The 15,680-nt window shown below is 48.8% G+C and carries 12 protein-coding genes; 4 read left to right on the forward strand and 8 right to left on the reverse strand.

Features of this window, described 5'->3' with window-relative positions:
* Nucleotides 1-69 precede the first annotated feature (69 nt).
* Nucleotides 70-1,560 carry an aminotransferase-like domain-containing protein gene (locus tag ACFVQB_RS08025; protein ID WP_379436747.1) on the forward strand — a complete coding sequence of 497 codons (1,491 nt, stop codon included), beginning with the start codon at nt 70-72 and terminating at the stop codon, nt 1,558-1,560.
* A 105-nt stretch (nt 1,561-1,665) separates the two neighbouring features.
* Here ACFVQB_RS08025 and ACFVQB_RS08030 read toward each other — a convergent pair whose 3' ends face one another.
* The 6 genes from ACFVQB_RS08030 to ACFVQB_RS08055 form a co-directional block, all read right to left on the reverse strand.
* Complete coding sequence (locus ACFVQB_RS08030; protein ID WP_024632759.1) at nt 1,666-2,493, reverse strand: carbohydrate ABC transporter permease; 828 nt, start codon at nt 2,491-2,493, stop codon at nt 1,666-1,668.
* Nucleotides 2,490-3,374, reverse strand: a complete 885-nt coding sequence (locus tag ACFVQB_RS08035; RefSeq protein WP_064641854.1) for a carbohydrate ABC transporter permease — start codon at nt 3,372-3,374, stop codon at nt 2,490-2,492. Before ACFVQB_RS08035 ends, ACFVQB_RS08030 begins: the two co-directional genes overlap by 4 nt.
* A gap of 78 nt (nt 3,375-3,452) precedes the next feature.
* Nucleotides 3,453-4,733 (reverse strand): ABC transporter substrate-binding protein, encoded by a 1,281-nt coding sequence (locus ACFVQB_RS08040; RefSeq protein WP_379436752.1) that lies wholly within the window; start codon nt 4,731-4,733, stop codon nt 3,453-3,455.
* A 144-nt stretch (nt 4,734-4,877) separates the two neighbouring features.
* Complete coding sequence (locus tag ACFVQB_RS08045; protein WP_379436754.1) at nt 4,878-5,978, reverse strand: response regulator; 1,101 nt, start codon at nt 5,976-5,978, stop codon at nt 4,878-4,880.
* Nucleotides 5,975-7,765, reverse strand: a complete 1,791-nt coding sequence (locus ACFVQB_RS08050; RefSeq protein ID WP_379436757.1) for a sensor histidine kinase — start codon at nt 7,763-7,765, stop codon at nt 5,975-5,977. The genes ACFVQB_RS08045 and ACFVQB_RS08050 overlap by 4 nt, the downstream gene beginning before the upstream one ends.
* Before the next feature lie 130 nt (nt 7,766-7,895).
* A complete protein-coding gene (locus ACFVQB_RS08055) occupies nt 7,896-9,899 on the reverse strand; it encodes a beta-galactosidase (RefSeq protein WP_379436760.1) in 2,004 nt (667 codons plus the stop codon).
* A gap of 246 nt (nt 9,900-10,145) precedes the next feature.
* Between ACFVQB_RS08055 and ACFVQB_RS08060 the strand changes: the two genes are divergently transcribed.
* Nucleotides 10,146-11,120 (forward strand): helix-turn-helix domain-containing protein, encoded by a 975-nt coding sequence (locus ACFVQB_RS08060; RefSeq protein ID WP_379436763.1) that lies wholly within the window; start codon nt 10,146-10,148, stop codon nt 11,118-11,120.
* 32 nt (nt 11,121-11,152) lie between these two features.
* On the opposite strand, the gene mobA is transcribed toward ACFVQB_RS08060, so the two are convergent.
* Nucleotides 11,153-11,761: a molybdenum cofactor guanylyltransferase gene (gene mobA, locus ACFVQB_RS08065; RefSeq protein WP_379438058.1), complete on the reverse strand. Its 609-nt coding sequence runs from the start codon at nt 11,759-11,761 to the stop codon at nt 11,153-11,155.
* Between the two features lie 96 nt (nt 11,762-11,857).
* Between mobA and ACFVQB_RS08070 the strand changes: the two genes are divergently transcribed.
* On the forward strand, nt 11,858-13,084 hold the full coding sequence (locus tag ACFVQB_RS08070; protein WP_379438061.1) for an MFS transporter: 1,227 nt from the start codon (nt 11,858-11,860) through the stop codon (nt 13,082-13,084).
* A gap of 419 nt (nt 13,085-13,503) precedes the next feature.
* On the opposite strand, the gene ACFVQB_RS08075 is transcribed toward ACFVQB_RS08070, so the two are convergent.
* Entirely contained in the window at nt 13,504-15,231 is a 1,728-nt protein-coding gene (locus tag ACFVQB_RS08075) for a glutamine--tRNA ligase/YqeY domain fusion protein (RefSeq protein WP_379438063.1), read from the reverse strand.
* A 190-nt stretch (nt 15,232-15,421) separates the two neighbouring features.
* Between ACFVQB_RS08075 and ACFVQB_RS08080 the strand changes: the two genes are divergently transcribed.
* A complete protein-coding gene (locus ACFVQB_RS08080; RefSeq protein WP_144424569.1) occupies nt 15,422-15,679 on the forward strand; it encodes a DUF2164 domain-containing protein in 258 nt (85 codons plus the stop codon).
* Nucleotide 15,680: the final 1 nt, after the last annotated feature.

Here is a 15,680-nt window from a genome sequence, read left to right on the forward strand (position 1 = left end):
GATATAGTGTTCGAAACAAGAGAAAACGTAAATCCCATCACTCATTCTATAAAGGAGGCAAACCTGCCCATGAATCGTTCCGATTCTCAACAGGGGGGCAGCTGGAAGCCGGACTCCTCCCATTCCCTACCTCTGTACCGACAGATTGAAGTCTATATCAGCGAGAAAATTACCGCCGGGGAATGGACAGCAGGATATCGGCTTCCTTCACAACGAACATTGGCTCAAACCATGGGTGTGAATCGCAGCACGCTGGTTACTGCACTGGACAACCTGGCCGCCGCAGGCATGATTGAAGGCAGACATGGTGGCGGAACATATGTCTGTGGCTCTGGCTGGCATGCGCTGGCTCACGGAGCCCTGCCCAACTGGGAAGAAGCCATCGAAGAAGGCTGGTATTATCCCAATCTGCCAGAGGTACAGCAGATTAACCGGGCTGAATTCCAACCAGGCATTATCAGGCTTGGTACAGGTGAGCTTGCCCCTGAGCTGATGCCCCAGGAGGCTTTTAACGACATCCTCCATGCGTTATCCAGTCGTTCTCGTACACTAAACTACCTCGAACCTCAGGGTAGTCTGGAGCTCCGGCAGGCTTTGTCCATTTACTTGCAAGCAAGTGGCATCCAAGCCTCCCCTGACTCCATTCTGATCGTATCCGGCTCTCTCCAGGCACTACACCTTATTTCAGTTGGGCTCCTGCCCCGCGGATCGGCAGTCCTGCTGGAGAAACCATCTTATCTGTACTCCATTCATGTCTTCCAATCCGCCGGATTGAAAATGAGCGGTATTCCGATGGATCCCGAAGGATTGCACACTTCACGTCTGGAAGATGCCGTGCAGAACAATGCAAACAGGGACAGCATCTCACTGCTCTATACGATTCCGAGCTTCCACAATCCTACCGGCTCCGTCATGAGTAACAGCCGCAGGGAAGAACTGCTTGCCACAGCGCGGAACACCGGCATCTCCATATTGGAGGATGCCGCCTACAACGACCTGTGGCTGGACGAGCCCCCGCCGCCAGCGCTGAAGGCGCGCGACAAGGAAGGACGGGTGCTGCACATGGGCACCCTCTCCAAAGCGGTCAGCCCCGGTCTGCGCCTCGGCTGGCTGGTTGGGCCGGAGCCGGTCATCCGTCGCCTCGCAGACATCAAGATGCAGACGGATTACGGCACCAGCTCCCTTGCTCAGGAGGCCGCTGCGCTCTGGTTTGCGGAAGGATATCACACGCAGCATATGGATCGTCTGCGGCCAGAACTGCGCAGACGCAGAGACTTCATGATCCAGCTTCTGCAACGCAAATTCAGTGAACTCGCCGAGTGGAGTGTACCTGCCGGAGGCTTTTATATCTGGCTCCGATTTACCGTCAGTCCCCTTTCCATTCGCGAACTGTTCCATGCCTGTCTGGAGGAGAATCATGTGCTGATTCATCCGGGGTATCTCTATGACCGCCTGGATGCAGACCACATTCGTCTGTCCTACGCCTATGCTTCACCGGATGAGATGGAGCGTGGTCTGCACTTACTGGCACAAGCAGTCAAAAAGCTGATGACATCATGAAATGAAAAACCGCCTTGACCGGAAGGAATGACATCCCTCAGATCAAGGCGGTTCTTTTGAATTTTTGTATTAATAAGACAGATACGTCTAGGTCGCAGGTTTTCCTTACCCTTTTACCGCACCTTCTGCAATACCCTCCATGATGAACTTTTGGAAGAACGCATAGATGAGAACTACCGGAATCGCGGTAAGTACCAGGGAGGACAGAATCAAAGGCCATTCCTTGTTATACTCGCCAAACAGCATGTTCGTGGACAAAATCAGCGTATAACGATTCACATCCGTCAGCATGAGCAGCGGCAACAGGAAGTCATTCCAGATCCACAGGAAGTCCAAAATGGCGATGGTGACCGTAATCGGCAGCAACAGTGGGAAGATAATCTGGAAGAACGTCTGGAACTCATTACATCCATCCATCTGTGCCGACTCTTCCAATTCACGCGGGATAGACTTAACAAACCCGTGATACAGGAAGATAGCCATGTTCACACCAAGTCCGATATAGATCAGGGCCAATCCGTATGTGCTTCCTTGGACGTGAAGTCCTTTGGCAACCCGTGTCAGCGGAATCATGATCGAGTGAAATGGAACGAGCATGGATGCCACGAACAGGAAGAAGATCAGGTTGCTTAATCTGCCCGAAGTACGCGACAGCTTATACCCGGCCAATGAAGCGCAGAATACAATACCGCCAATACCCAGGAAGGATACAATCGCCGAGTTCAACGAGCTGCCCAGCAGGTTGATTTTGTTAAATGCATCCGAGTAGTTTTCCCAATGAAATGTCGTTGGGAGAGCTATAAAGGACTGGAACATTTCGCCTTGTGTTTTGAATGAGTTCACAATCGCCATGTAGATTGGCAGCATTGCGACGAGGGAGCCCAGCACCAGCAGCAGTCGAATCAGGTAGCTGTTAATTCGTTGCATCCTCATGCTTCCACCTCTTTCTTCTTCATCACCGTAATCTGAATGAGCGTGAAGATGAGCACGATGACGAATAACACAACCGACTTGGCACTGGCATATCCATATCTAAAATTGTTGGAGAATGCCTCTTCATAAATATTCATCGTAATGACCTGAGTGGCTCTGCCTGGACCTCCACCTGTCAAACCGTACACGACTTCAAATACTTTGAAGGCTCCGTTCAGTGTCAGGAAGAAACAGATCGTCACGGCATGAGTAATCATCGGCAATACGACATTACGCAGTACCTGGAACGCATTGGCTCCATCAATAACAGCCGCTTCCTTCAGACTCTTCGGTACACCCTGAAGTGCAGCCAGATAGATGATCATCATATACCCCACACCATTCCAGAGCGATACGATCAGGATGGAGTAGAATGAAAATTTCGGATCACCCAGCCACTGTTGGTCCAAGAAGGAGACGGCCAACTTCTCGGCCAGCTGCGGCAGCACCTGGGAGAAGATGAATGTCCACATAAAGGCGCTGATGATTGTACTGATCATGTTCGGCATGAAAAACAGGGTCCGGAATAACCCCTTGCTGCGCGTCCGTGTCTCAATGAACACGGCGAGCAGCAAGGCAATTCCATTTTGCAGAATCAGCATAAACACCACATATTTTAACGTGAACCACAGGGAATTCAGAAAGTCGGGATCTTCCTTGAACAGCTCCACGAAGTTCCCCAGACCGATAAAACTGTAATCCCGGTTCAGACCATTCCAGTCCGTCAAGCTGTAAAACAAACCGCTAAATGTGGGATACAGCAGGAAAATGGCATAGATGACAAAGGCAGGCGCAGTGAACGCTAGCAGCGACAGATACTTCTTGAATACATTCGTAGCCATTGGTTCTCCCCCTTTTCACTATAAGCAGACTCGCGGAAACGGGGGAACGAAGACCGTTCTGCCAGCCGTTTCATCTGCTTACTTGTTGACTTTGTTGTAGGATTTCCACGCCTTGTCGAGCGCATCAATCACCTGCTGCTGATCCAGTTGTCCGGAGTAGTAACCTTGCAGCGCTTTGCCTGATTCATCCTTAACCGCTTGAGGAATGGATGGATCCTGATACGCTTTGCCTTCATTAACATATTTCAGGGCGTCGTCTACCCAAGGGAAACTTTTGAAGTCATGAATTTTGGCAACCGGATTGAATTTCAGTGCTTCATAGAATGCACTTGAATCCTTGTCATCGAGAACATAGTTTACGAAGTCGAGTGCCACTTCCTTGTTTTTGCTGGAGGAAGATACGGCCAGTGAAGTCGATGTACTCAGATTGATTTTGGTATCATCCGGGTTGTCATTGATCGGCAGTGGAGCTACGCCGAAGTTGATATCCGGATTGGACTTCAGGATGGTTTCCGCGAACCAAGGTCCTTGAATCCACATTGCTGCTTTGCCTGTTGCAAAGGCTGCTGAACCATCATCGCCGCCCACTTCAAGCGCTTTCTCCGTTCCATTGGCATTGACGAGATCGAAGATGTCGAACAAGGCTTTCATATCCGAGAAGGAACCTTGATCCTGATTCATCTTATCCAAGAAGTCTTTATGTTCTGACTGAGTCAGTGCACCTACTGTAAGTGGCAGGAAGAGTTGTGGAATCCAGGCCTCTTTGTACGACAGTTCAAACGGGGTGATGTTGGCTGCTTTCAGCTTTTCCACGACCGCCTTCATTTCCGTCAAAGTTGTAGGTACCTCTATCCCCTGTTCTTTGAAAATATCCTTATTGTACAGGTATCCCCAAGATAACGTTTCCAAAGGAACGGCCACGACTTTACCCGACGCATCCGTTACGGAAGGCTTCACGGAATCCAGTAATTTATCGACAAAAGGTTGACCCGACAGGTCTTCCAGATAACCCGCTTTGCTGAACGGTGGAATTTCATTGACCGCATGAAGCGCGAACACGTCTGGTGCATCATTGGAGGCAAGTCGTGTTTTCAGAATCTGCGGTGCATTATCTGCTGGCGGCATCTCCAGTTGTACGTTGACCTCAATATTCTTTTCGGCTTTCTCCTTGGCTTTGAACTGTTCTATATATTTATCGTAATGTTCTTTCAGCCGCGGCTGTGCAATGAATACTTTGAGGGACACCGTACTGCCCGATGCAGTCCCCTCCGCATTACCATCCGTACCCGCATTGGAACCGCAGCCTGCGAGCAGAACACTCACAAGTACCGCACTTGCTACGCTTTTCCATACTTTCATCTCTTATGACCTCCCGGTGTAACTGGTTTGTCTTTCATAGGATCATTATATATCACGAAATGAAAGCGCTTCATTGGACATTATTAGACTCGTTTATTGGATTATTTTAAACCTTAATCCAATAGTAAACTCTCTGTGAATGGATTATTTGGGGCTGTTACCTGATATTCGAGGTTGTCCTTTTCGCATCTCCCCAGGCGAAACTCCGAAGTGTTTCTTGAATACCCGGTAAAAGTACGATACATCCTCATAACCCGTCATCTCGGCAATATGTTTGAATGGAATCTGATCATCGAGCACCCATTCCTTGGCTCTTGCCATGCGTAATTGAACAATATAGTCGGTCACATTCACGCCGTATTCTTTTTTGAACACCTTGCTGAGATATTCTTTGCTCACAAAAAAGATCTGCGCGAGCTGCTCTAGCGTAATCATCTCCATGCAGTGCTGCTCGATGTATTGCTTCACCTCATCCAGGTTCAGCTTGTTCTTGAATTTGCGCTGCGCAATCAGCTGCTCCAACGAAGTATAGTAGGGCGCTGATAACCAATCCACCGCCGATGTGATAGACGCCAGAGCCGTCGGCGGCGGGAGCACAGCTGCTACAGGTTGCTCGCATAAGCCGTTGGAAACACACAGCTCGCCCAGCAGCGTCTGCAATTCGTATGCGACCCGCCCAAGCTGTTGAGGTCTTCGGATATCACTGGTATCGAGCCGGTGCTCCAGCTGTTGGAACAGTTCCCGCAATCCCGGAACGTTCAAGTCGTTAAAACGCAGGCGTGCCTGCTGTTGGAACAGCGAGAACTCGCCAGAAAAAGCGGAAGGATAAGGTTCCCAGGACTCCGGTCCGGACTCGGTCTTTTCCAATTCTCGTTTACACTTGGCCAGAACGTTATTCAATTCATCGGGATTCACCGGCTTGAGCAGATAATCGGCCGCACGGTGACGAATGGCATGTTTCGCATAATTGAAATCATCATATCCGCTGACCACAATCACTTTGATATGCGGATATTGCGCACTCAGCGTCTGGAGCAGTTCCACGCCGTCTGTACCCGGCATACGCATATCTGTAATGATAATATGGGGCTGATGCTGCTCTACCAGCCGGATCGCCTCTCCGCCATCCTCTGCCTCACCTGCAACCACCATGCCAAGCTCATCCCACGTGCCCAAATTGCGCAAAATATCTCTGTTCCATGGCTCGTCGTCCACTATTACCACTCTATAATGATCCTTGTTCACGAGATCTCGCCTCCTGTATGGCAAGGAATTCGAACAGTGACACGGGTTCCCTGTCCTTCCCCACTCTCCATGTTCATGCCGTATGCAGGCCCAAAGTGCATCACGATGCGTGATGCGGCATTGACCAGACCAATGCTTGTCCCCGAGCTCCATACCCTGTCTCCTTGCTGGGACAGCTTGGACAGTCTGGATTGCATCTCTGCCAGCCTCTCTTGATCCATGCCCACCCCGTTATCGGAAATGCAGATGGTTACCTCATGATCCAGTCGGACAACTTCAATGTTCAATTTCCACTCTCCCTGTTTTTTCTCCAGACCATGGACAAATGCATTCTCCACAATCGGTTGCAGGGACAACTTCGGAATGTAGCAGTCACCCAGCCCGCCTTCAATCATTAGTTTATATTCAAGCCTGCTGCCAAAACGCTGCTTCTGGATGAGCATATAATGCTCCAGCTGGTCCAATTCAGACTGTAATGGCACGAGACCATCCGGTGCTCTGACAATATAACGGAACATCTCACTTAATGCACGAATCACTTTGTAACTGTCTGCAGGCTTCTGTGAGTACACCATACCTCCGATCATCTGCAACGTATTTTGCAGAAAATGCGGGTGAATCTGGGACTGAAGCGCTTTGAGCTCGGCAGTCTGTTTCTCCAGATTCATGAGATAGTTATCCCGGATATGCTCCCGAATGCGGCTTGCCATACCATGCAGATTTTTTTCCAGCAGGCCAATCTCATCCACCCGACCACTGCGCACCACTTCCTTGTCCTTGATCAACTGGATTCCCTTCATGGAATTCGCCAGTCTGACAATCGGTTTGGATGTTCGCCAAGCCACAAATGCTGCCAACAACACCGAAACCACCGTAGCCAGTCCACCCACAACAAGGCCGTATTTCATCGTTTCCAATGCACTCTCATTGATGACATGGGAAGGTACAATTTTGATCAGACGCATTCCTGACGGGTCAATGGCATGATAGAATACATATTCCTTGGCTGTTCGAATGAAACCGGAACTGTCCTTCGTAGCTGCGAGCCTTTCCAGCGCCTCTGCTGAAGGCTGTATCTCCTTGTTTGGCTGATAGACCGGACTTCCCGTACCATCCGCGATATACACCGCATAATCTCCCCGGCTGTCCAGCAATTCCAGCGTCTGATTGAATTCAGCCCACTTGACTTCCAGACTGATCGCGCCGATCTGCGCCTGATCCTCAAAACGGTTCATGCTGCGGGTCATATGAAACTTCTCCGGATCATTCGGATCATTAATAATCGTAAAGTCCTTATGCTGCTCAAAAAGTTCATGATATGCCGAAGGAATGTCCGAGACCGATCGGATTCGGCTTTCCATCGAGTTGAAGGTGAACAACGTGTCCAGTTCCTTTAGGTATAATTCCACGCCAAATACATAGTTGCCAGCCGAATAATATACACTGTTCAGCATGTTGAACACAGCCTTCTGCTCATCGAATCGGCTGGCAGCTGGGGCATCCTGGTTCAATGCCAAATACTGATGCAGCTCATCACTGATCTGAATGGAATAGATGAGATTGTTCATCCGCGCGAATTGTTCACCCAAATAGATGGAGGCCCAATTCATATTCGCACGGTTGGTCTCCATGATCTCTTCTTCCATGGAAGAGCGGGTATTTTCGGCCGCTACAACAGTCATGGCAATTACGGGCAGAATGGCCAGAAACGTCATGGTGAGTATTAATTTGTTGCGAATGCTGCGTTTGAACGGATCAATAAGCTTCCGATATAATTCGGTAAACACGAGGCATCCACTCCTGAGCTATGAGCTAAAATAAGATAAACGCCCCAGCATGAAGCCGAGGGCGCTTTGGTCTTGGTATTCTTTTTATAATCATTGAAAACAGACTTGTCAATTCATTTATGATTTCCCATTATTGCTCAATAATGCAGAACCCCCACGGTTCCAGGTCTATATTTTGCCCTCCGGACACCGCTGTTCCTGCCAGAAGTTCCATTCCGTCTCCGTAGGCATTTACGAACGAAGTCGCCTGATCGGAGTAGTTAAAGAAATACCGAATCGTATTCCCTTGATCATTCACTCCGCTCTTCACGATGATTGGATAAGCCAATTCCTGATCGGTTCCCCACAGTCCGACTTCCTTCATGACACGCTCCAACACTTTGCGAATCACCGCGGAGCTGGTATAACATCCAACGTATGTTGCTTTGCCCTTGCCATAGGCATTCTGGGTAATTGCCGCATATTCTCCCCAGTGAGGATGATCATACCAGGCCAGCACTTCTGCAGTTGTTGGTGTGATGAGTTCCATCCAGGTGTGAATCCGATTCTGTTCCTCTCCAACCTCGAACGGATCATCTCGAAGCGACACATTTTTCGGCTCAACGAACAGGTTGTAACTGATGCCACAAGCCTCACTGATCAGTCCAGGCTGGCGGGTAGAGCGGACTTTAATATGCTCATTGGCGAATCCGCTCTTGAAGGAGTAAACGACATGCCCACCATCCTGTACAAATTGATTCAGCCTCTCAAGCAATGCATCGGAAGCAGCGTACAAAGCAGGCACAACAATCACATCATAGCCTTCATAACTCTCCACAGACGGATCAATCAGATCACAGCCCATGTTCATTTTGTATAATTCGTCATACATCCAGCGCACAACGTCATTGTATTTTTTGTCACTGGTAAAATTAAACCCGAACCATTTGATCGACGTCAACGCCGCATTGCTGAACAGCACGGCTACCCGATTCGTTTTCTTCAAATTCACCAGTTGCGGGCTAAGTCTGGCAAAATCCCGGCCGATCGTTCTCGCCTCGTTGTACACCGGATTCGGTTCAAAATCATGGCTCAGTAATCCTTTCCAATACGTCTCGAACGAATTATGCAAGGAATGCCAGTGCCAATAGGCGACCATGTTTGCTCCCGAGGCCAGATGGCTAAACGCCTGAAGGCGAAGCTGTCCCGGATAGGGAACCCAGTGCCAGAAAGCCTGCGCTTCTGTCTCCAGTACGAGATAGTTCGATTGTTTGGTGGAACGTGCCACGTCACCGCCGAATGAAATCTCAATGCCGGTCAGATCGTCCTGCGACGGATGGTAGATGTCCACACTGGTGATGTCAAAAGGTTTGGAGGCGGCAAAATGGTCCACATCCCCCTGGATGCCGTACGAATATCCACGCCAGTCGAAGTCAAAATTCTGGGTGACAAACTGACCTTCCTGTTTGTACTCATTTACAATTCCGACCTGCCACGCTAGAAAATGAGTTACCAATTGGCGCTGGAATTTGGCAAATTCAGCTCCCAGACTGCCGTTGATTGTACCAACAACAGACGGGAAGTCCTCCCAGCTATTGATGCGGTTACTCCAATAGTCGAGACCAAATTCCTTGTTCAGATCATCCAATGAGCTGAACTTGTTACGCATATATTTGACGAATTGCAATTGTACGTTATCTCCGGCAGTATTGTAATGCTTCGTTTCGTTATCCGTCTGATAGCCGATCACGGCAGGGTGCTTGCTGACACGGGAGATCAGCTTGCGAATGATGCGTTCCGCATAGAACAGATACGTTGGATGTGTGATATCCATGATCTGCCGCGCTCCATATTTCCCCGGTCCCTGTACCGTTGTTGCCAGAACATCCGGGTGCTCCTTGACCATCCACGTCGGAACAGCATACGTAGGTGTACCCACAATAACCTGAATGCCCGCCGCATGCATGGCATCCAGTACACGATCTACTGAGGAGAAGTCGAATACGCCATTCTGTGGTTCATGCGTACTCCAGGTGGATTCCGCAATCCGCACCACGTTGATGCCTGCATCTTTCATCATCTGAATATCTTTGTCCAATCGCTCATAAGGCATATATTCGTCATAGTAGGCTACCCCGTACAATAACTTGTCCATGTTAAAATCCCCTTTTCATCCGGAAGTATGAAGCTCTTGCATTTATACAAAATGAAATGATTCAATTGAAAAATGATAACGTTTACATTAATATCTATTGAAGTACATTAGACACTTAGCAATCTGTCGAACGCTCTCCTTTTCTGCAATTTTTCAATGTTGGCGTTAAACTGATTATAATAAAGTATACTTTGGGTGCCGATTGTACAAGGCGAGTTGTTTTTACCCTTTTCCGAGGTGAATGTCATGGATATCCGATCACAGCTTCGAGAAATGCCACATCATACACTGGCTCACTGGCTGCCTATTATCGACTGTAACATTAAATTCTATGGAGCGCACAGCCAACAAGTTCCATACGGTTGGGCGATGCCGGAGGAATCCCATCCGGGCTTTGAAATTATGCTGGTTATTAAGGGGACTCAGGAGAGCGTGATTCACGGGTATACCTATACGGTTGAGGAAGGTTCCATTCTGCTGATTCCACCGGGATTCAGGCATACGAACCAATGTGTATCATCAGAGGGCATGACGTATTTCAGTGCTCATTTCAATGTGGATGATCCCGTATTTACCCTGAAGCTGATGTCACATCACAGCCGAATCTATGAGGCAGGTACCACAGATAATATGCAAATGCGTCCCGTCCTGGAGAACTGGATGATCATGATCAGAACATCGGAGGCATACACTTCCACAGACAAATTTATAATGCAGGCACGCATGTTTGAATTGTTTGCCCTGCTGTCCCAGGCGGCTGACCGTGAACCACTGTCCACCCGATCTGATGCTTCGCTTAATGCTCCAGCTCCCGCAGCCATGCATTATGCTGGGGCCATCGCAGAAGCCATCAAACAGGCGTTCCATACGCAGCTCCGAATCAAGGAGGGCAATGTATCCACCGTCAAAGTGGAGCAGATCATATCCTCGTTTGGCATCAGTCCGGGATATGGGCTGCAGATCTTCCGCAAGGTGTACGGCCAATCTCCACGGGCCTATCTGTCCAGCCTGAAGCTGCAGGAAGCCAAAGTGCTGATCGAACAACCGAAGCTCTCTTTGGGTGAAATTGCATGGAAGCTGGGCTATACCCACCTGTCACACTTCAGCAGGCAATTCAAACGATGGACTGGCCAGAGTCCGCTTCAATATCGCAACGCCGTTCAGGATATATCCAACGAATCGATTTCATTGGACCAGAGTTGGGGGACCGAATCGGACTGAGAAAAGTATGAGATGATGAATGAATTGATGGGTTAGGGGCCGTATGATCGGTTACGAATATGCTCATACTCTTCCGGAGTATTCATATTACTAAGCTGAATGGCCACATCATGGACGCCAGCGCTTTCCAGCTCATCCACATCGACATATCGGCAGCCGATCTCTTCAAGCCATTGGGTTACCTTCAGTCTATTATCTATTAAGCGCTGTTCAAGTTCGGGGAGAACACGTCTATGATATACACCTGCAAGCGGATGAACACGACCTGCCAATCGTGGAACGATCGCATGATGCTCTTGTCCTGATTCGGTGAGTCTCTTCATGCCTTTGAAAAAGGATGGCTCTAGCATCGGCATATCACAGGCGCAGACGAGGTTCCAGTCCGTCTCCGAGGCTTCCAGCGCAGCATGCAGTCCTGCAAGCGGCCCTTTCCCCGGGTAATCATCCTGAACGCAGTCGTAGGGCAATACGTTGTATGCAGCCGTGTTGGTTCCTGCGGAAACGATAATGCGTTGTACCGCTGGTGCCATCGCTTGGATGACCTGTTCCAGCACGCTGGAACCATTCCATTCCAATAACGCTTTATTGGAACCCATACGGCGGGATAAACCTCCCGCCAATATAATACCTGTCCATTCCATCGTGCTCACGGTAATCCTCCTCGTCTAATAAACGTATTCTATACATTGAATACCCTTTCAACAAATGATACATTGAAGAATATGATTCTGAAAGGAATGGCTCTATTGGACAGATATGCACCCGGAAGAGGCAATCCCTCTTTGGTTTCGCTGAAACTATATAACTTTTTCATTTATGGAGCCATTTCAATCTTCGCCGGTTTTCTTCAGTTGTATTTGCAGGAAATCGGGATGACCAAATTGGAGATTGGCAGTCTGATGGCGATTGGTCCGTTTGTATCCTTGTTTGCTAATCCGTTCTGGGGCTTCTGGAGCGATAAATCACGCAATATTCGCATTATCCTGATGATGATGATGGGTGGCACCTTTGTGCTTGCTCAGGCCGTATTCTATGCGCCTACGTATGCCTGGATCTATGCAGCCATGATCTTTTTTTATTTTTTTCAAAGTCCATTGTTTGCCCAAACCAACAGCCTGATACTCGGTTATATCGATGGTACGACTCAGAAATTCGGTACGTTTCGGCTCTGGGGATCGCTGGGCTGGGCTCTGACCGCTGCGGCTGCCGGACCTCTCATTGATCGCCTGGGGGCGGGCAGTGTATCCCTTGTCTTTGCCTTCATGATTGTCATTGCCTTTGTCTTCGCCTTGTTTCTACCCAGACAGCCGATCGCTTCGGATACTCCTGTAGTGAGCTTTCGACGTTTCGGCAGGGTAATGTTCAATCCGTACTTTATGATCTTTATAGGGCTTGGGGTGCTCGTTTCCGTACCCAACGCCATGAACAGTACATTTATGTCATTATACATCGTGGAGATGGGTGGCGATAAGCAGATGGTTGGCTGGGCCATCTTCACATCATCCATACTTGAAGTTGGTGTATTCTTGCTCCTGGACCGTTTTCTCAAACGCAAAATGAGCATGCTTCTCTCATCTCTCATACTGATCAGTCTGCTGTTCGCCATCCGCTGGCAGCTCATGGCCCTGGCAAACAATCCGTTAGAGATTGTGTTCATCCAGCTCATGCATTCCATTACGTTCGGCGGGTATTTCTATGTCGGGACCCAGCTAACGATGCTGTTCATTCCAAGGCCGTACCGCTCCTCGGGTCAGGCCGTGTATACGATGGCCTGGGGCGGCCTCTCTGGTGTCATTGCCGGTCTGTTCGGCGGCTGGTTGTTCCAGAGCTTCGGTGCTGAGGTAATGTATAACATCGGAGTATTCTTCTCCCTGATTGGTGCCGTTGGTTTTGCAATCATGTGGTTCTCGAACCGCCGCAATGGCTATCAGCCAACAGTGCTGACGGAGATGGGTGAAAGGTAATCTTTTGTTGGCAAAGGTTGAACCTTTCAAGATTTACACTGGAGCACTACGAGGACAGAACAATCTTTCGATCGCTGTTATCCCCGGATTTTTTTGATTCCCTTTATCAAAGGGTAAAATCACGGTGATAAAGCGTATGCTTCCGATGTAGCTTTCTTTCAGAAAGCTTTTAGGCGAACGCTCCGCTTCTTCAGGTTTTTTCTGTCCTCTCCGTTATGGTGTAACATCAACGTTTAAAAAACCGAAACAAAAGATTATGAATAGTAATAGTAAATAGAAAGGCGTCTCCATTGGCTTGTTGCCCTGGAGACGCCTTTTACGTTTATAGATTTAAGTTTACAGCTTAAGTTCATAATCCTAACTCGTAGCTTTGACCATAAACCTTTTAACTTTACCTTTGCCTACCTATAGGTTTCACCTTATGCTTTTGGCAGTTGGAACGAGCTTTTCAGGGATACGACCCGGTTAAACACCGGACGGCCTGGCTCGGAATGTTTCGGATCCACGCTGAAGTAACCATGACGGAAGAACTGGAATTTATCCTGTGCTTTCGCTTCCTTCATCTCTTGCTCCACAAACCCTTGAACGACTTCAAGAGAATTTGGATTCAATTGATCCAGGAACGTTTTCTCCGGTTGCTCTTCCACAACCTCAGCCCCTGCTACTTCCACTTCGGCTTCAGCTTCCGGTGCTTCTGCGGAGATCAGAGGTTCATACAGACGGAATTCAGCCGGAACCGCTTGGCTTGCTTCCACCCAATGGATCGTTCCTTTAACTTTACGGCCTGTGAAGCCGCTGCCGCTCTTCGTCTCCACATCGTAAGTACAATGGATTTCAGTCACATTGCCTTCCGCATCCTTGATTACATCGTTACATTTGATGAAGTACGCATGTTTCAGACGGACCTCGTTGCCAGGGAACAAACGGAAATATTTGTTGGGCGGATTTTCCATGAAATCGTCCTGTTCAATGTAAATCTCACGGGAGAACGGAATTTGGCGATTGCCCATCTCCGGATTCTCCACATTATTCTCTGCTTCGAGCCATTCGACTTGCCCTTCAGGGTAATTCGTAATGACCACTTTGAGCGGATGCAGAACAGCCATCGTACGCGGAGCTTTCAATTTCAGATCTTCACGGACAAAGTGTTCCAGCGTTTGCAGATCGATGACACCTTGGCTTTTGGAAATGCCTGTTTCGAATACGAAATCACGAATGGCTTCCGGTGTATATCCCCGGCGGCGCAGACCGGAAATCGTTGGCATGCGCGGATCATCCCATCCATCCACATGGCCTTCGTCCACGAGCAGTTTCAGCTTCCGTTTGCTTGTTACCATTTGTGACAGGTTCAGGCGACCAAACTCATATTGATGCGGTTGGTTCTCCATCTCACATTCGGCAATAACCCAATCATAGAATGGACGTTGGTCCTCAAACTCCAGAGAGCAGAGAGAATGGGTCACTCCTTCGATGGCATCTTCGAGCGGGTGAGCGAACGCGTACATCGGATAGATGCACCATTTGTCACCCGTATTATGATGATGTGCATGAGCAATACGGTAAATGACCGGATCACGCAGGTTGATGTTCGGTGAAGCCATATCAATCTTGGCGCGCAGCACTTTCTCACCGTTCTGGAATTCGCCTGCACGCATGCGTGTAAACAGGTCAAGATTCTCTTCTACAGTGCGGTCACGGTACGGGCTGTTCTTGCCCGGCTCGGTAAGCGTTCCACGCATAGCACGGATTTCGTCGGCGCTTTGGTCGTCGATATAAGCTTTACCTTTTTGGATAAGCAAGACCGCGCAGCTGTACATTTCATCAAAATAATCGGAAGCAAAACGTTTCTCGCTCCACTCATAGCCGAGCCATTTCACGTCTTCCTGAATCGATTGGACATACTCTACATCTTCCTTGACCGGATTCGTGTCATCGAAGCGCAGATTCGTTTTGCCGCCAAATTCGCCACCCAGTGCAAAGTTAATCCAGATCGCTTTGGCATGGCCGATATGCAGATAACCGTTCGGTTCCGGAGGAAAACGGGTAATGACTTTCTGGACTTTCCCTGACCGGAGATCTTCGGTAATAATATTTTTGATAAAGTTAGGTGGGGTTGTACGATTGTCCACAGGTATCAAACCTTTCATGAATTGATTGGAACTTTCAGCATTTACAATGCGTTTCATCTAAATATACCTTTAACGAGGGACGAGTTCAATAAATAACGGCACCAAAGTCATGACGGGCTGTACACAAGATAGGCCCAAAACCATTTTGACGGGTTCGCACGAATCATGTAGCATGATAGAAAAACAGAATTTAAGGGAGGGTTTCCCATTGAACGCGCTAAAACTGTCCAAAGAACAACAGGATGAAGCCATACGTACCATCCAGTCGTATTTCGAAGAGGAACGCGGCGAAGAACTGGGCGATCTGGCAGCTTGGGGTGTGCTGGATCTTTTCATGACCCAGTTGGCTCCCTACATATATAATCAGGCACTGGGTGACGCCCGTACTACGTTGAATCAACGCATGGCCTCGATGGAAGAAGACCTGTTTGCACTGGAGCGCAAGCTACCAAAGACTTCCCGATAAA

This window comes from Paenibacillus sp. NPDC057886, from assembly GCF_042796655.1.
Taxonomy (GTDB): Bacteria; Bacillota; Bacilli; order Paenibacillales; family Paenibacillaceae; genus Paenibacillus.